Below are 17,179 nucleotides of genomic sequence, written 5' to 3' on the forward strand. Positions count from 1 at the left end.
ACCGCTTAATCGCCAGGCAAAAGCTTCAAATATTGTCAGGCCTGATTTACTTGTCATGAATCGATCGGTATAAATCGTCGGCGTTTTGAAATAAGGGCGCGCAATTTGTTCTATGCTTAAGCGCAGCGTCTGCTGACAGGATGCGTCGTCCCGAGTTTTCCCTTTGCGGCTAACTTTTTTTGCCCTCAATGGAGTGCTTGCCATGCTGAAGAAGCTTTTGATGCTGTGCCTTGCTTTGGCTTTGTCGCTGTCGGCCGGATTTGCGGCGGCCGTTGAAGTGAATTCCGCCGACCAGGCGGCGCTCGAATCGGTCAAGGGCATCGGCCCAGTGCATGCAAAAGCAATCATCGACGAACGCACCAAGAACGGTCCGTTCAAGGATGCCGATGATCTCGCCAGCCGCGTCAAAGGCCTCGGCACCAAATCAGTGACCAATCTCGAAGCGGCCGGTTTGACCGTCAATGGTGCGTCCACGCCGCCCACCGGCGCCAAGGCCGCCGCGAAGTCCAGCAGCACCGCCAGCACCAAGGCAGCACCGGCAGCCGCGTCTGCGGCGACCGCCGCGGCCGCGACAACAGCACCCGCGGCACCGGCTGCGCCTGCTGAGGCATCCGGCACCAAGCCGTCGAAGTCGAAGAAAAAGAGCAAGGCTGCGGCGTCCGACGCGGCAGCGGCGTCCTCGCCGGCTGTGGCGGCCGCTGCTAGCGCGCCGGCCGACGCATCCGGCACCAAGGCTTCGAAGAAGAAGGCGAAGAAGAGCAAGGCTGCATCGGCTGCGGCTGCCTCTGGCGGCGCGTAAACTGGATAGAGCGCCGGCAACATCGTGGCATGCGCGGGTCACGTGTGATGCACGCGTGATGGACACATAAGCGCTGCCCCGCTCCCGTCCGCCTCCCCTCCACCGGCGCCGCGCGACCGCGCGGCGTTTTCACCCGCTGACTCGTCAAACACGGGTCGGCATTCAAGAGAGACCGTCATGAGCCTACTCGACACTATCGGTTCCCTGGTTGGCAAATCGCCTGAAGGCGGTGGTCAGCAAGCCCTCGTTTCAGCCGCACTGGAATTCGTCAACAACCAGCCGGGCGGCCTGAACGGCCTGATCAGCAGCTTCAAGGAAAAGGGCCTCGGCGACGTCGTTTCGTCGTGGGTCGGTAATGGTGAGAACCAGGCGATCGCACCCGATGCACTACACAGCGTGCTTGGCTCGGATGCTGTCGCCGGCCTCGCAGCGAAAGCCGGCGTGCAGCCGGATCAGGTCGCGGGCCTCCTGTCGCAGATTCTGCCGCACGTCGTCAACGCGGCGACGCCCAATGGTGAAGTGCCCGCCGAGGGCCAGGTGAACGCGAGCAGCGTGCTCGGTGCGCTTGGCAGTCTGTCGTCGCTGTTCGGCAAGGGCAACGCGTAACGTCGAACTTACCGGCCGCCACCGCGCTGATTCAGACGCAGCGCGGCAAACAAAAAGGGCAACGAATCAAGATTCGTTGCCCTTTTTTCATTCGTCCGCCAGGGGCGGCTCAACCACCGCCGCCCTGCCGGCGCGGCGATACGCGCAGCAGGGGTGACAGGAACACCGCTTAATGCACGATGCGGTCGAACACCAGCTTGCCGTCTTCCACTTCGACCGGAATCACGTCCTTCGGACCGAACTTGCCGGCGAGGATCAGCTTGGCGACCGGGTTCTCGATCTCCTGCTGGATGGCTCGCTTCAACGGCCGCGCCCCGAACAGCGGATCGTAGCCCACCTTGCCGACATGCTCGAGCGCCGCGTCCGACACCACCAGTTGCATGTCGAGCTTGGCAAGCCGTTCGTGCAGACGCTGTAACTGAATCCGCGCGATCGACTGGATGTTCGAACGGTCAAGCGCATGGAACACCACGACGTCGTCGATCCGGTTCAGGAACTCAGGCCGGAAATGCAGTTTCACTTCTTCCCAGACTGCGTCCTTCACCGCTTCCTGCGGCTCGCCGACCATCGCCTGGATCACCTGCGAACCGAGGTTCGACGTCATCACGATCACCGTGTTCTTGAAGTCCACGGTACGGCCCTGGCCATCGGTCATGCGGCCGTCGTCGAGCACTTGCAGCAGGACATTGAATACATCCGGATGCGCCTTCTCGATTTCGTCCAGCAGGATCACGCTGTAAGGCTTGCGGCGCACGGCTTCGGTCAGGTAACCCCCTTCCTCGTAGCCGACATAGCCCGGCGGCGCGCCGATCAAACGCGCGACGCTATGCTTCTCCATGAATTCGCTCATGTCGATACGGATCAGATGATCTTCCGAATCGAACAGGAACGACGCCAGCGCCTTGCACAGCTCAGTCTTGCCCACACCGGTCGGCCCAAGGAACAGGAACGAGCCATACGGCCGGTTCGGATCCGCCAGACCCGCGCGTGAACGGCGAATTGCATCCGCCACCGCCGTGATCGCTTCGTCCTGACCGACCACGCGGTCGTGCAGTTTCTCCTCGATCTGCAGCAGCTTTTCGCGCTCGCCCTGCATCATGCGCGACACCGGAATGCCCGTGGAACGCGAGACGACTTCTGCGATTTCTTCTGCGCCCACCTGCGTGCGCAACAAACGCGGCCGGGTCGGGTTGTTCTGCTCTTTCGCTTCGGCCTGGGTCACTTCCTTCAACTGAGCCTCAAGACCCGGCAGCTTGCCGTACTGCAACTCGGCGACCTTTTCCAGCTTGCCTTCACGCTGCAAGCGAATGATTTCCGCACGCGTTTTTTCAATGTCTTCCTTCAACTGCGCGCTGCCCTGCACCGCCGCTTTTTCCGCGGTCCAGATTTCTTCGAGGTCCGAATACTCACGATCCAGCCGCTCGATTTCTTCTTCGATCAGTTGCAGCCGCTTTTGCGACGCCTCGTCCTTTTCCTTCTTGACCGCTTCGCGTTCGATCTTCAACTGGATCAAACGACGGTCGAGCCGATCCATCTCTTCCGGCTTCGAATCGATTTCCATCTTGATCTTCGAAGCGGCTTCGTCGATCAGGTCGATGGCCTTGTCCGGCAGAAAACGATCCGTGATGTAGCGATGCGACAGTTCGGCTGCGGCGACAATCGCCGGGTCGGTGATGTCGACGCCGTGATGCAGTTCGTACTTCTCCTGCAAACCGCGCAGGATCGCGATGGTCGCCTCGACCGACGGTTCGTCGACCAGCACCTTCTGGAAGCGGCGCTCGAGCGCGGCGTCCTTCTCGATGTACTTGCGATATTCGTCGAGCGTGGTGGCGCCGACGCAATGCAGTTCGCCGCGCGAGAGCGCCGGCTTGAGCATATTGCCCGCGTCCATTGCGCCTTCGGCCTTGCCCGCGCCGACCATCGTGTGAATTTCGTCGATGAAGACGATGGTCTGGCCTTCGTCTTTCGCAATGTCGTTCAGCACGGCCTTCAGGCGCTCTTCGAACTCGCCGCGGTACTTCGCGCCGGCCAGCAAGGCCGCCATGTCCAAAGACAGCACACGCTTGCCTTTCAGCGTTTCCGGCACTTCGCCGTTGACGATACGCTGCGCGAGGCCTTCGACGATCGCGGTCTTACCCACGCCCGGCTCGCCGATCAGCACCGGATTGTTCTTGGTGCGGCGCTGCAGGATCTGGATCGAGCGGCGAATTTCGTCGTCACGGCCGATCACGGGGTCGAGCTTGCCCGCACGCGCACGCTCGGTCAGATCGACGGTGTACTTTTTCAGCGCTTCACGCTGGCTTTCGGCGTCCTGGCTATGCACTTGCGAACCGCCGCGCACCGCCGCGATCGCGCTTTCCAGCGACTTGCGCGACAGACCGTGCTGACGCGCGAGGCGGCCGGCCTCGCCTTTATCATCGGCGACCGCGAGCAGGAACATCTCGCTCGCGATGAACGTGTCGTTGAGTTTCTGTGCTTCCTTGTCCGCCTGGTTCAGCAAACCGGTCAGCTCGCGGCCGATCTGCACGTTGCCGTCCGTGCCCTGCACTTGCGGCAGGCGCGTGATGGCATCGTTCAGCGCGGTTTGCAGCGCCTGGACGTGCACGCCGGCGCGTGAAAGCAGCGAACGCGCCGAACCATCCTGCTGGGCGACGAGCGCCGACAGGACGTGAACCGGTTCAATGTATTGATTGTCATGACCGACGGCGAGACTCTGGGCGTCGGCCAGTGCTTCCTGGAATTTAGTGGTAAGTTTGTCGATTCTCATCAAGAGACCTCCAATTTCGATTACCACCAAATTGAGGCGTTTTACACAGGTTTCAAGCGCTTTTTTGCAACCAGCAGCAACTATTTAACATTTGACGCGCGAGAACTTGCCGCCAGATTTCAGGAAACCGGCGTGGCGCCGCCAGCAGAAGTGACCGGCACGATCGGGATGACGGCGCTTAAACCCAGCAGCGCAGCCAGCGGGCCGTGTGGCGCTGCAACCTCGCCGATCGTGTGGCGGTCGAGTTCGGCGAGGAACGCGTTGCGTGCCGCCTCAAGGGCGCCGCGCAAACGGCAGTGCGGTGTAATGACACAGGCGCGACGCTCACCTTGCTGGTCCGGGAAACAGCCAACCAGCGCAAAGTCGCTTTCCGTGGCCCGCACGATCTCGCCCACCGTCAACGCGCTGGTTTGTTCGGCGAGCCGCAGGCCGCCGTTACGCCCGCGCACGGTCTCGACCCAGCCGAGTTCGCCGAGTTGCTGCACCACCTTCATCAAATGGTTCTTGGAGATCCCGTACGCGTCCGAGATGTCCTGAATGGTCGATAAGCCTTCACCGCGGACGGTGAGATACAACAGGACGCGTAATGAGTAATCCGTATAGTCGGTCAGTCTCATAAGTGCAGGTGCCACGATGAGCGCAAGCCGCGATCCGGGGGATAACCGCGTCGATGCAAGGGTTGCAGGGGGCCGTCGCTTCGCCATAAGATGCAGGCGCCACGCATGTTTCTTATTTTGCGCTGACAGTCGGTGTTTGTCTTTCGGCAATAATGGTAACGTTTCCCGCACGAGCCGTTCATGCGAAAAGCGGGGCATTCGTGGCCTAGTTCCTTTCGTTTGGACGCAGTTCGAGGTCATTCCTGACGGTCTGTGGCGCCGTGTGGCGATTCATATTGAATAATTGCATTATCTGGGATTTGCATGAACCAGTCTTTTCCCGCCTCACCGGCTGTCGAGCGCGCCGCCGAGCCGACTGAGGCGAATATTCGCGAGCTCGTCTACGGCTTTTACGACCGTGTGCGCGCCGATCCGCTGCTTGGCCCCGTGTTCGAGGCGACGCTGGCAGGCCGTTGGGACGACCACTTGCCCAAGATGTGCACGTTCTGGGGCAGTCTTGTGCTGGGCGCGAAGCAATACCGCGGCAATGTGCAGCAGGCGCATCAGCCGCTCGAAGGCGTTGAGCCGCAGCATTTCAGCCGCTGGCTGTATCTGTTTCTGGATACGGTGGAGTCGCGTTATCAGCCGGCTGCCGCGGTCCGCTTTATGGAGCCGGCGCTGCGTATCGCGCAGAGTTTGCAGTTGAGCCGCTTCGGCTGGGATTACAAGATTCCGGCGGAGCAGCAGGCGTTGCTGGATCGCGTCGCGCCGAAGCGGCCGCGCGGAGGATGACCCGCACGAACCGCATGCTCCGGGTGCCTCGACGCGGCGACCTGGTGAGCCGTTCCCGACGAGGATCATCGGCAAGGCGCAGACTGACTGACGGAGGTGCCCGATAGATGGCCCAGGGTCGCACGAAGGCCATGACGCGCTCAAGGGGCCTGGAAGGTACCCGAACATGCGATAAAGATGCGCTGAAGCGTTCCGGTCGCGCTGGCCGGCCAGCTTCGGGGCTGAATCCGGCGCCCTCCTAATCCGCGTCCTGGTTACCCGATTCGACACCCCACCTGGCCAGCGCCGCGTCGTCGGTGACGCGGGCGTCGACCCAGCGTTCGCCTTCTTCGGTTTTCTCTTTCTTCCATAACGGCGCCTGGGTCTTCAGATAGTCCATCACGAACTCGCACGACGCGAAAGCGTCGCCCCGATGGGCGGCGGTAGTCGCCACCAGCACGATCTGGTCAAGCGGATAAAGCTTGCCGACCCGGTGCACGATCAGCACTTCGATCCCCGGCCAACGCTCGCGCGCACTCACGACGATCGCTTCCAGCGACTTCTCCGTCATGCCCGGATAGTGTTCGAGCTCCATGGTTTCGACCGTGCTGCCGTCGTTCAGATCGCGGACGGTGCCGACAAAACAGGCCACCGCGCCGATCTTCGGATTGCGCGCGCGCAACGCGGCGACCTCGGCGGTGAGGTCGAAATCTTCCGTCTGGACGCGAACGGGCATCTCTGGCTCCTGTGCGGCTTAGCGAGGCTTAGCGCGTTGAGTGACGATCCGGTTCGGCTCAGCCGCCGGTGACGGGCGGAAAAAACGCGACTTCGCACCCTTCGGTGATGCGTGTGCCGGCGTCGGTCATCACGTGATTGCAGGCCATGCGCAGCGCTCGGCCTTCCGCGAGGGTGTCCGCCCAGATGCCACCGCGCACGCGCAACCAGCCGCGCACGTCGCCGACGGTCGCGATGCCGTCGGGCAGATCGACCGTTTCGTCGGCTGTGTCGAGCGCTTCGCGCACGCTTGCAAAATATCGGAGTTGAATCTTCATCGGGAAGCCGCCGGCTGTTGCCGGCCTCAGTTCAGCAATTCGGAAAAGGGAATGAAACGTACGGTCTCGCCGACGCTGATTGCGTGGTTCGGCGGATTGTCGATCACGCCGTCGCCCCAGACGGTCGATGTCAGCACGGCCGAGCTCTGATTCGGAAACAGATCGAGACCGCCGGCTGCGTTGATGCGCGCACGCAGGAACTCGTTGCGACGGTCGGCCTTTTTTTGCGTGAAATCCGCGCGCAGCGACAGCGCGCGCGGGGCCACCGTCCGCATGCCGGCTAGCAACAGGACGAAGGGGCGAACAAACAGCAAAAAGGTCGCAAAGCTGGAGACCGGATTGCCCGGCAGGCCGATGAAGAAGGTTTCGTCTGACGAAGCCGCACCCGTTTGCTGCGCAGCACGGCGTACGGCGCCGAACGCGAGCGGTTTGCCCGGTTTCATCGCGATCTGCCACATCGACAGGCGCCCTTCCGCCTCGACTGCCGGCTTGACGTGATCCTCCTCGCCGACGGACACGCCGCCGCACGTGAGGATCAGATCGTGCGCTTGCGCGGCTTCGCGCAGCGTGGCGCGGGTAGCGTCGAGTTTATCGGGGACGATGCCGAAGTCGGTGACGTCGCAGCCCAGGTTTTCCAGCAGTCCGCGCAGTGTGAAACGGTTCGAGTTGTAGATCGCACCGGGTTTCAGCGGCTCGCCTGGCATGGTCAGTTCGTCGCCGGTGAAGAACACGGCGACTTTTACGCGGCGGCGTACCTGGAGCTCGGCGCAGCCGACCGAGGCGGCGAGGCCCAATGCTTGTGGCGTCAGGCGCGTGCCCGCTGGCAGGATGATCGAGCCGCTGCGGATGTCCGCGCCTTGGGCTGTGATCCATTCACCGGGTGCCGGGCTGTGGAGCAATGTGACTTCGTTGCCGCTTGTTTCGGTTTGTTCCTGCATCACGATGGCGTCGGCGCCTGGCGGCACTGTGGCACCTGTGAAGATGCGGGCTGCCGTGCCTGGTTTTAGCGGCTCGGGTGCGTGGCCGGCTGGAATGCGTTGCGAGATTGCCAGGCGGCGGTTGCCGTCAGTTGTCAGGTCTTCCGTGCGGATCGCGTAGCCGTCCATTGAACTGGTGTTCATTGGGGGGACGTCCAGCGGTGAAATGACGTCGGCCGATAGGACGCGGTTGAGCGCTTCCAGCGTGGGGATCGATTCGGTGCCGGTGATCGGGCTCGCTGCGCTCAGCAGGGTCGCCAACGCTTCGGCGGTGGAGAGCATCGGTGCGCGGGGCGTTGGGGTGGACATCTTCTGGTCTCGGAGCCGCTGGGTAAAGGAATATTGTAGCGGGCGGTGAGGGTCGCCGGTGGCGGCCGGGAGTTATAGGGGGGTTTTGCCTTTGGCGGTGGTGTTTTTTGTGTGCCTGGGGCGTTGGCCTTTCCTTGATTTGTTTGCCTGCGCGGCGCTTGTTCTCTGTGCGCCTGCGGCGTGGGCCTTTCCTTGAATTCTTATTGGTTTATTAGCGTTGCCCCTGTGCGGGGCGGCACTTACTTTCTTTGCCGCCCCTCCGCAAAGAAAGATAAGCAAAGAAAGCGGCTAGACCCCTCTGCTAAGCGGGTCCCCCGCGCAGCGACGGTAGTGGTGCATCTGGAATCTGTGTTCTCGCACATTCGGCGTGAGTGACAAAGGTGTCATTCTTCCGGCGGCGCTGCGCGCGCCGTGGCGGTACTTCTTGTCAAGCTCACTGGTTGCATCGAGCGCGACTCGGTCGCGCTCGATGCAGGGGTTACTCGCCTGTGTTTGCGGCGATGAAGTCCTTTACGCGCTGGACGTCGGCCGGCAGCACTTCGAAACGCTGGGGTAGTGACTCCAGTCCCGAGAACGCGGCTGGGCGCTCCGGTTCGCGCAGCAGCGCTTCGCGAATCGTCTCGCCGAACTTGATCGGCTGTGCCGTCTCGAGCACGATCATCGGGATGCCCGCCTGCAAATGCTCGCGCGCCACCTTCAAGCCGTCTGCCGTGTGCGTGTCGATCATCGTGTCGTAGCGCTCGAAGACGTCGCGGATCGCGTTCACACGGTCCTCGTGGCTGCTGCGGCCGGATACGAAACCGAATTCCTGAACGCGCGCAAAATCGCCGCTCGCCGCGAGGTCGAAACCACCCTTCTCCTCGACGTCGCGGAACAGTTGCAGCACGCGCGCCGGGTCGCGGCCCAGCAGGTCGAACACGAAACGCTCGAAGTTTGAGGCCTTCGAAATGTCCATGCTCGGGCTGCTCGTGTGATACGTCTCAGCCGCCTTGCGCACACGGTAAATACCAGTACGGAAGAACTCGTCCAGCACGTCGTTTTCGTTCGTGGCGACGACCAGCTTCTCAATCGGCAAACCCATCATGCGCGCGATGTGACCCGCGCACACGTTGCCGAAATTGCCCGACGGCACCGTGAACGACACGCGCTCGTCGTTCGACTTCGTCGCGGCAAAGTAGCCTTTGAAGTAATAGACAACCTGAGCCACCACACGCGCCCAGTTGATCGAGTTGACCGTGCCGATCTTGTACTTCGCCTTGAACGCGTGGTCGTTCGACACCGCCTTCACGATGTCCTGGGCATCGTCGAACACACCCTCAACCGCAATGTTGAAAATGTTCGGGTCCTGCAGGCTGTACATCTGCGCGGTCTGGAACGCGCTCATCTTCTTGTGCGGCGACAGCATGAACACACTAATGCCCTTCTTGCCGCGCATCGCGTATTCAGCAGCACTGCCGGTGTCGCCCGACGTCGCGCCCAGAATGTTCAACGTCTCGCCGTGCCGCGCCAGCGCGTACTCGAACAGGTTGCCGATCAACTGCATCGCCATGTCCTTGAACGCAAGTGTCGGCCCGTTCGACAGTTCCAGCAGCGACAGCGGCGCGCCGTTCTCGACGCCCAGCGTCTTCAACGGCGTGATCTGCGCGGCGCTTTCGTCGTCGCGCACGTTGCAGTACGTCTCCGCCGTATAGGTCTTGCGCGTCAGCGCACGCAGGTCCTCAGCGGGAATGTCGTCGCTGAATTTCGACAGGATCTCGAAGGCGAGGTCCGCATACGGCAGCGTGCGCCAGCGCGTCAGTTCGTCAGCCGTGACGCTCGGATATTCCGCCGGCAGGTACAGACCGCCATCTTTAGCAAGACCGCCCAGCAGAATCTCGGAAAACGTATGGCGCTCGCCGGCTCCGGCGCCGCGCGTAGAAAGGTAGTTCATAGTTCGGCCTAGTTCAGCGCTTCCATGCGCAGCTTCGTGACTTGCGAGACAACGGTCTTCAGCGCTTCGATCGTCTTGATCGCCGCGTTGACGTTCTTTTCAACCGTTTCGTGCGTAATCAGGATGATGTCGGTCTCGCCCTTGCCGTTCGCGTCGACCTGCTCCGATTCCTTCTGCAGCAGTGCGTCGATCGAGATGCCCCGATCCGCCAGAATGCGCGTGATGTCGGCCAGCACGCCGGTCACGTCCGCCACGCGCAGACGCAGGTAATAGCCGCTCGTCACTTCGTCGATCGGCAGAATCGGCGTGCTCGACAGGCTGTCCGGCTGGAACGCCAGATGCGGCACGCGATGCTCCGGATCCGCCGTGTGCAGACGCGTCACGTCGACCAGGTCGGCCACCACGGCGGATGCCGTCGGCTCCGCGCCCGCGCCCTTGCCGTAGTACAGCGTGGAGCCAACCGCGTCGCCGTGCACGACGACCGCGTTCATGGCGCCTTCCACGTTCGCCAGCAGGCGTTTTTCCGGAATCAGCGTGGGATGCACGCGCAATTCGATGCCCTTGTCCGTACGGCGCGAGATGCCGAGCAGCTTGATGCGATAGCCAAGTTCTTCAGCGTATTTGATGTCGATTGCAGCCAGTTTGCTAATGCCTTCGACGTACGCCTTGTCGAATTGCACCGGCACGCCGAACGCGATTGCGCTCATGATCGTCGCCTTGTGGGCGGCGTCCACGCCTTCGATGTCGAAGGTCGGATCGGCTTCGGCGTAACCCAGCTCCTGCGCGGCTTTCAGCGCAGTCGCGAAGTCGAGCCCACGGTCGCGCATCTCCGACAGGATGTAATTCGTCGTACCGTTGATGATGCCCGCGATGTACTGGATGCGATTGGCCGTGAGCCCCTCGCGCAGCGCCTTGATGATCGGAATGCCACCCGCCACCGCTGCCTCGAACGACACCATCACGCCGTTGGCGCGCGCCGCTTCGAAAATCTCCGTACCGTGCACGGCGAGCAGCGCCTTGTTGGCCGTGACCACATGCTTGCGGTTTTTGATCGCGCGCAGGACGAGGTCGCGCGCCACGCCCGTGCCGCCAATCATTTCCGCCACGATATCGATCGACGGATCGTCGACCACCGCGTTGAAGTCATCGGTCAGCGCCACGGTGCCGGCTTCACTGCCGAGCGCCGCTGTCGCCTTGGCGGGATTGCGCACGGCAATGCGCGCAATCTCGATGCCGCGGCCCGCGCGGCGTTTGATTTCTTCCTGATTGCGGCGCAGTACCGTGAAGGTGCCGCTGCCTACCGTGCCGAAGCCCAGCAGTCCAACTTTGATCGGTTCCATGCAGCGTGTGTTTTCGAGTAAGTGATTAAAAGGAAACGGGGGCTGGCAGCGGCGCGCGCGAAGCGCACCGCCCATCTCAAGCCGTGTGGCGTTTGCGGTAACCGTCGAGGTAACGCGCGATCCGGTTGATCGAATCCGCGAGATCGTCCACGTTCGGCAGGAACACGACGCGGAAGTGATCCGGCGTCTTCCAGTTGAAACCGGTGCCTTGAACCAGCAGCACGCGCTCTTCCAGCAGAAGGTCGAGGATGAACTGCTGGTCGTCCTGGATTGGATAAATCTTCGGATCGAGGCGCGGGAACATGTACAGCGCCGCCTCGGGCTTCACGCAACTCACGCCGGGGATGGCCGTCAGCATGTCATACGCGAGTTCGCGCTGTTTGTACAGGCGCCCGCTCGGCACGATCAGGTCGTTGATGCTCTGATAGCCGCCCAGCGCGGTCTGGATCGCGTACTGGCCGGGCACGTTCGGGCACAGGCGCATCGAGGCCAGAATACCGAGCCCCTCGAAATAGTCTTTGGCATTGCGGCGGTTCTCGCCGGTCAGGCCCGAGATGAACATCCAGCCGGCACGGTAGCCGCACGAACGGTAGCTCTTCGAGAGGCTGTTGAATGTGACCGTGAGCACATCTTCGGAGAGCGCGGCCATCGACGTGTGCTTCTTGCCGTCGTAGACGATCTTGTCGTAGACCTCGTCGGCGAAGATCACGAGGCCGTGCTGGCGGGCAATCTCGATCAGGCCGAGCAGCAGTTCGTCCGAGTACAGCGCGCCGGTGGGGTTGTTCGGATTGATGACCACGAGCGCACGCGTATTCGGCGTGATTTTCGCGCGAATGTCGTCCAGATCGGGCATCCAGCGGTTCGATTCGTCGCAGATGTAATGCACCGGCGTACCGCCCGACAGGCTGACGCCGGCGGTCCACAGCGGGTAGTCCGGCGCGGGCAGCAACACTTCGTCGCCGTCGTTCAGGAGGCCCTGCAGCGCCATCACGATCAGCTCGGAAGCGCCATTGCCGATATAGATGTCGTCCAGTTCGACGCCATGTACGCCCTTTTGCTGCGTGTAATGCATGATCGCCTTGCGCGCGGCGAACACACCCTTCGAATCCGAGTAGCCGGAGGAGCCCGGCAGATTCAGAATCATGTCCTGGATGATTTCATCCGGCGCGTCGAAGCCGAACGGCGCGAGATTGCCGATGTTCAGCTTGATGATGCGGTGGCCCTCTTCTTCGAGCCGTTTCGCATGTTCGAGGACAGGCCCGCGGATGTCGTAGCAGACATTCAACAACTTGTTGGATTTGAGAATCGGTTTCACGGCAGGCACTTCATCCTGTTGTTGGGCTTGGGCGAACAAGCGGGAGCAAAAAAAAACGGGGCGCCAGGCAAGTCCACCGATACGGGGAATTATGACGCGGCACAGCCGCCAGACACGGATTGGGCTGACTTTCCGGGCCGGTAAGGCGCGCGGCCGGCGAATTGCGCCGGTGCAGCAGCGAAACAGGCCGAAAGCAGGTCGAAAGCAACCCAAAAGCAGGTCCAGATCAGGCCACAAACAGACCAGAAGCCGACCAGAAACTGGCAAAAAACAGTCGAAAAGCGGGCAGAACCAAGGCAGGTAGCCGGTGGGCCGCGCCCGTGCCCTCAGGGCGGCTTATGACAGCACATGAGGCGGCACTTGAGCGAGGGGCGCCGCAAGGCGGCTAAAAAGTTATAATTTAGCGGATTTTGGCCGACTTCCGCAATGCACCAACCGCAACGGCAAGCCTTTTCGGCCGCTTCTGCCCCACTCGCGTGTCTGACTCGCGTCAAACCGCCATGCTTCGGCTCCGCCCGGTCAGGCCGCCAACACGCATGATGTCTCACGACGACTTCGGAAAACGAATTTGAAATTACATCAGGATTCCAGCGGCGCCCTCAACACCGTCACCGGCTACGGCGCCGACTATGTCGAAATCAATCTGGTGCGCCATTCGGGCAGCATTCTCGTGCTGCCCGAGGCGCCCGTCATTGCCTGGCCGGTCTCCTCTTTCGACGCGCTGAGCGCCGAACACTTCGCCATGCTGGTGGAATCGGCGCCCGAAGTGGTCATATTCGGCAGCGGTGAACGGCTGCGCTTCCCGCATCCGCGTCTGACCGCCGCCCTCACCGCCAAACGCATTGGCGTCGAAACCATGGACTTCAAGGCGGCTTGCCGCACCTACAACATTCTGATGGCCGAGGGCCGTAAGGTCGCGGCCGCGTTGCTGATCGAAGCATAGCGGTGCCGCGCCACCGCAGGGTCGTTAGCGTGCAGGCGCATACCGCCCATGCGCGGCATCACAGCGTTCGCGTGGCCGCAAGCGGCCGCGCGCCCTGGCCGCGTCACGGCCGATAACGTACACTGCGCGCCGTCGGTGCCGTGCCGACAACCGCCATGTCCAGATAACATCGCCTCGCCGCCCATGCGGCGTCGCACAAAAAGGTTGAAATCCATGAACGATACGCCGACGAGGCTACCGCTCAATCGCACCACGATCCTGCTGCTGGTGCTGGCCCTCGCCGTGATCTGGTTCGTGCCGCTCGGCTGGCGCCATCTGCTGCCGAGCGACGAAGGCCGCTACGCCGAAATGGCGCGCGAAATGTTCGTCACCGGCGACTGGATCACGCCGCGCTACAACGGCTACAAGTATTTCGAGAAACCGCCGTTGCAAACCTGGGCGAACGCGCTCACGTTCGCGTGGTTCGGCATCGGCGAATGGCAGGCGCGGCTCTACACCGCGCTGACGGGCTTTGCGGGCGTGCTGCTGATCGGCTTCACCGGCGCGCGCGTGTTCAACGCGGCGACCGGCGTATTCGCGGCGATCGTGCTGGCTACGTCGCCCTACTGGAACCTGATGGGCCACTTCAACACGCTCGACATGGGCCTGTCGTTCTGGATGGAGCTGACGCTCTGCGCGCTGCTGCTGGCGCAGCGCCCCAACCTGCCGACAGCCAACGTGCGGGCATGGATGTGGGTCTGCTGGGGGGCGATGGCGCTGGCGGTACTGTCCAAGGGACTCGTCGGCCTGATCCTGCCGGGAGCGGTGCTGGTGCTGTACACCCTCGTCGCGCGCGACTGGGCTGTGTGGAAGCGTCTGCACCTGATCGGCGGCCTGATCGTGTTCTTCGTGATCGTCACGCCGTGGTTCGTGCTGGTGCAACAGCGCAACCCGGAATTCCTGAATTTCTTCTTCATCGTTCAGCAGTTCAAGCGCTATCTGACGCCCGAACAGAACCGCCCGGGGCCCTTCTACTACTTCGTGCCGGTGCTGCTGGTCGGCTTCCTGCCGTGGCTGTCGGTCACCGTGCAAAGTCTTCGCCATGCATGGCGCCTGCCGCGCCAGCCGAACGGCTTCGCGCCGGTCACGCTGATGCTGGTGTGGACCGCGTTCATCTTCCTGTTCTTCAGCGCGTCCCACTCGAAGCTCCTGTCCTACACGCTGCCGATCGCGCCGCCCATCGCGCTTCTGATCGGCATGTACCTGCCGCTCGTCACGCGTGACCAGTTGCGCCGCCATCTGGCCGGCTATGCGCTGTTTCTCGTCGTGGCCGCGTTTGCTGCGCTGTTCCTGTCGCGCTTTGGCGACGCGCGCAACCCGACTGAGCTGTATGTCGAATACCGCGTGTGGGTGCTGGCGGCACTCGGCGTCGCCTTCGTGTTCACGCTGGCAGCACTGTGGCTGAACCGCCGCAGCCGCTCCGGCACCCTCGGCGCCGTCGCGAGCTTCGGTGCGGCGTGGTTGCTGCTCGGCACGATCGCCGGTACGGGTCACGACGTGTTCGGCCGCCTGAGCTCCGGTGCACCGCTCGCGCCCGCGATCAAGGCCGAGATCGCCAGATTGCCGGCCGATACGCCGTTCTACTCGGTCGGCGTGCTCGACCACACGCTGCCGTTCTACGCCGACCACACGATGATCATGGTCGAACACCCTGACGAGCTGGCGTTTGGCGTGTCCGTCGAACCGCAGAAATGGGTGCCAACGGTCGACGCGTGGATCGAGCGCTGGAAGACCGACCGCTACGCGCTCGCGCTGATCCCGCCGTCGACTTACGACAGGCTGCTCAAAGAGGGACTGCCGATGCAGGTGATCGCACGCGACTCGCGCCGGGTCGTGGTGATGAAGCCGCTGCCCGCCGCCGGCGCAGCAGCACAGGGCGCATCGGCACCCGATGCATCCGCGCCAGTAGAAAAACCACAACAATGACCCCATCTCAGGATCTGACCGTTCGATGAACCCGATTTCGCTCTTTTGTATCCTCGCAGGCGTCACGTTGAACGCTGGCGCGCAGTTACTGCTCAAAGCCGGAACGAATGCCGTTGGACACTTCGAATTCACCCGTGCGAACATCCTGCCCATCGCCTTTCGCCTCGCGACGCAGCCGCCGATCATCGGCGGGCTGGCCTGTTATGTGATCAGCGTGGGTGTCTGGGTGGTCGGGCTCTCGCGGGTGGACGTGTCGATTGCCTATCCGATGTTGTCGCTCGGATACGTCGTCAACGCGTTCGCGGCGTGGTATCTGTTCGGCGAAGTGATGTCAGTACAGAAGCTGGTAGGGATTGGCGTCATCCTGATCGGCGTCGTCGTCCTGGCGCGCAGCTAGGCGGCACGGCCCCGGCAGCGCCTTGCCGGGCACAATTTATTACCGTTTATTGCCGGCGCCAGTGCATGCTGGGCGAGAACATCTGCGGCAAAAGATGCGGTAAGCCGGGCACCGTCGCCGGCTAAGTAAAACGTAAGCTTGGCCGCGGTAAGCTTGGCGGTTGCGCCCTTTTTAGTCGTAGCCTTGGGTTTGCGCGTAGTTTGTGGTCTACTTCGCGCCCTTCCGGTTGCGCCCCTTTCAATCGAGCGAAGCATTCATGAGCCAGTCAACAGTCCCGTTCCTGCCGTTTGTCAAACCCGAAATCGATGAAGAAACGATCCAGGGTGTCGCTGACGTGCTCCGCTCCGGCTGGATCACCACCGGCCCGCAGAATCAGAAGTTCGAAGCGGCGCTGTCGGAGTTTTGCGGCGGCCGTCCGGTGCGCACCTTCAACTCGGGCACGGCCACGCTCGAAATCGGGCTGCGCATCGCCGGTGTGGGCGAAGGTGACGAAGTCATCACCACGCCCGCCTCGTGGGTCTCGACCAGCAACGTGATCTACGAAGTCGGCGCGACGCCGGTGTTCGCCGACATCGACCCGGTTACCCGCAATATTGATCTCGATCTGCTGGAAAAAGCCATCACGCCGCGCACCAAGGCGCTCATCCCGGTCTATCTGTCGGGCCTGCCGGTCGATATGGACCGCCTGTATGCCATCGCCCGCGCGCACAAGCTGCGCGTGATCGAAGACGCCGCGCAGGCCTTCGGTTCGACGTGGAAAGGCGAGCGGATCGGCAAGCTCGGCGATATCGTCTCGTTCAGCTTCCACGCGAACAAGAATCTGACTTCGGTCGAAGGCGGTGCACTGGTGCTGAACAACGAGGAAGAAGCCATCCTCGCGCAGAAGTACCGTCTGCAAGGCATCACCCGCACGGGTTTCGACGGCATGGATTGCGATCTGCTCGGCGGCAAGTACAACCTGACGGACGTTGCCGCGCGCGTCGGCCTGGGTCAGCTGCCGCATCTCGAACGCTTCATTGCGCAGCGCAAGAAACTGGCGCGCGCCTACTTCGCGGGCTTCGAAGGCGGCGCGGCGGCCCAACTGGGCGTCGGCCTGCCGCTGGCGGACTTTGAAAACAGCAACTGGCACATGTTCCTGATCACGCTGCCGCTCGACAAGCTGTCGATCGACCGCGCCGGCTTCATGGGAGCGCTGAAAGAACGTGGCATCGGCTCGGGCGTGCACTATCCTGCGATTCATCTGTTTTCGCTGTACCGTGCGCGCGGCTTCAAGGAAGGCATGTTCCCGCACGCGGAGCGCTACGGCGCCAGCACGGTCACGCTGCCGCTCTTCACGCTGATGAACGAAGGCGACGTGGAACGCGTCTGCCACGCGGTCAACGAAATTTGCGAACAATACGGAAAATAAGCGG

15 protein-coding genes and 1 pseudogene are annotated in these 17,179 nt (G+C 62.4%); 7 read left to right on the top strand and 9 right to left on the bottom strand.

Annotated elements, in window-relative coordinates; all coding sequences use genetic code 11:
* Window positions 1-204 (bottom strand): hypothetical protein (locus tag PQQ96_RS13420; RefSeq protein WP_408292340.1); only part of this gene is annotated, 204 nt, incomplete at its 3' end.
* Between PQQ96_RS13420 and PQQ96_RS13425 the strand changes: the two genes are divergently transcribed.
* Together PQQ96_RS13425 and PQQ96_RS13430 are read left to right on the top strand one after the other, a co-directional pair.
* Window positions 203-799, top strand: a complete 597-nt coding sequence (locus PQQ96_RS13425) for a ComEA family DNA-binding protein (RefSeq protein ID WP_408292342.1) — start codon at window positions 203-205, stop codon at window positions 797-799. The genes PQQ96_RS13420 and PQQ96_RS13425 overlap by 2 nt on opposite strands.
* 66 nt (window positions 800-865) lie before the next feature.
* Window positions 866-1,405 (top strand): YidB family protein, encoded by a 540-nt coding sequence (locus tag PQQ96_RS13430; RefSeq protein WP_408292489.1) that lies wholly within the window; start codon window positions 866-868, stop codon window positions 1,403-1,405.
* A gap of 169 nt (window positions 1,406-1,574) precedes the next feature.
* Here PQQ96_RS13430 and clpB read toward each other — a convergent pair whose 3' ends face one another.
* Together clpB and PQQ96_RS13440 are read right to left on the bottom strand one after the other, a co-directional pair.
* On the bottom strand, window positions 1,575-4,172 hold the full coding sequence (gene clpB, locus PQQ96_RS13435) for an ATP-dependent chaperone ClpB (RefSeq protein WP_408292344.1): 2,598 nt from the start codon (window positions 4,170-4,172) through the stop codon (window positions 1,575-1,577).
* Between the two features lie 119 nt (window positions 4,173-4,291).
* A complete protein-coding gene (locus tag PQQ96_RS13440) occupies window positions 4,292-4,789 on the bottom strand; it encodes an Rrf2 family transcriptional regulator (protein ID WP_408292346.1) in 498 nt (165 codons plus the stop codon).
* A 303-nt stretch (window positions 4,790-5,092) separates the two neighbouring features.
* Between PQQ96_RS13440 and PQQ96_RS13445 the strand changes: the two are divergent.
* Window positions 5,093-5,651, top strand: a pseudogene (locus PQQ96_RS13445) (group III truncated hemoglobin).
* Window positions 5,652-5,798: 147 nt separating this feature from the next.
* Here the strand turns inward: PQQ96_RS13445 and PQQ96_RS13450 are convergent.
* From PQQ96_RS13450 to PQQ96_RS13475, 6 genes are all read right to left on the bottom strand, one after another.
* Window positions 5,799-6,275 (bottom strand): molybdenum cofactor biosynthesis protein MoaE, encoded by a 477-nt coding sequence (locus PQQ96_RS13450; protein ID WP_408292348.1) that lies wholly within the window; start codon window positions 6,273-6,275, stop codon window positions 5,799-5,801.
* Between the two features lie 58 nt (window positions 6,276-6,333).
* The gene (gene moaD, locus PQQ96_RS13455) at window positions 6,334-6,591 is read right to left on the bottom strand and encodes a molybdopterin converting factor subunit 1 (RefSeq protein WP_074284303.1); all 258 of its coding nucleotides are present in this window, start codon (window positions 6,589-6,591) and stop codon (window positions 6,334-6,336) included.
* 26 nt (window positions 6,592-6,617) lie between these two features.
* Entirely contained in the window at window positions 6,618-7,850 is a 1,233-nt protein-coding gene (locus PQQ96_RS13460) for a molybdopterin molybdotransferase MoeA (protein WP_408292491.1), read from the bottom strand.
* Between the two features lie 505 nt (window positions 7,851-8,355).
* Window positions 8,356-9,807, bottom strand: a complete 1,452-nt coding sequence (gene thrC, locus PQQ96_RS13465) for a threonine synthase (RefSeq protein ID WP_408292350.1) — start codon at window positions 9,805-9,807, stop codon at window positions 8,356-8,358.
* A gap of 8 nt (window positions 9,808-9,815) precedes the next feature.
* Window positions 9,816-11,147, bottom strand: coding sequence for a homoserine dehydrogenase (locus tag PQQ96_RS13470; protein WP_408292351.1), 1,332 nt, complete (start codon window positions 11,145-11,147; stop codon window positions 9,816-9,818).
* Window positions 11,148-11,223: 76 nt separating this feature from the next.
* Window positions 11,224-12,471 carry a pyridoxal phosphate-dependent aminotransferase gene (locus tag PQQ96_RS13475; protein ID WP_408292353.1) on the bottom strand — a complete coding sequence of 416 codons (1,248 nt, stop codon included), beginning with the start codon at window positions 12,469-12,471 and terminating at the stop codon, window positions 11,224-11,226.
* 559 nt (window positions 12,472-13,030) lie between these two features.
* Here PQQ96_RS13475 and PQQ96_RS13480 point away from each other — a divergent pair.
* From PQQ96_RS13480 to PQQ96_RS13495, 4 genes are all read left to right on the top strand, one after another.
* Window positions 13,031-13,405, top strand: a complete 375-nt coding sequence (locus PQQ96_RS13480) for an Mth938-like domain-containing protein (RefSeq protein ID WP_408292355.1) — start codon at window positions 13,031-13,033, stop codon at window positions 13,403-13,405.
* Between the two features lie 213 nt (window positions 13,406-13,618).
* Window positions 13,619-15,370, top strand: a complete 1,752-nt coding sequence (locus PQQ96_RS13485; protein WP_408292357.1) for a glycosyltransferase family 39 protein — start codon at window positions 13,619-13,621, stop codon at window positions 15,368-15,370.
* A gap of 25 nt (window positions 15,371-15,395) precedes the next feature.
* Window positions 15,396-15,767 (top strand): DMT family transporter, encoded by a 372-nt coding sequence (locus PQQ96_RS13490; protein ID WP_120291601.1) that lies wholly within the window; start codon window positions 15,396-15,398, stop codon window positions 15,765-15,767.
* Window positions 15,768-16,023: 256 nt separating this feature from the next.
* A complete protein-coding gene (locus PQQ96_RS13495; RefSeq protein ID WP_408292359.1) occupies window positions 16,024-17,175 on the top strand; it encodes a DegT/DnrJ/EryC1/StrS family aminotransferase in 1,152 nt (383 codons plus the stop codon).
* Window positions 17,176-17,179 lie beyond the last annotated feature (4 nt).

It is taken from the genome of Paraburkholderia sediminicola (assembly GCF_046027825.1).
Taxonomy (GTDB): domain Bacteria; phylum Pseudomonadota; class Gammaproteobacteria; order Burkholderiales; family Burkholderiaceae; genus Paraburkholderia; species Paraburkholderia sediminicola_D.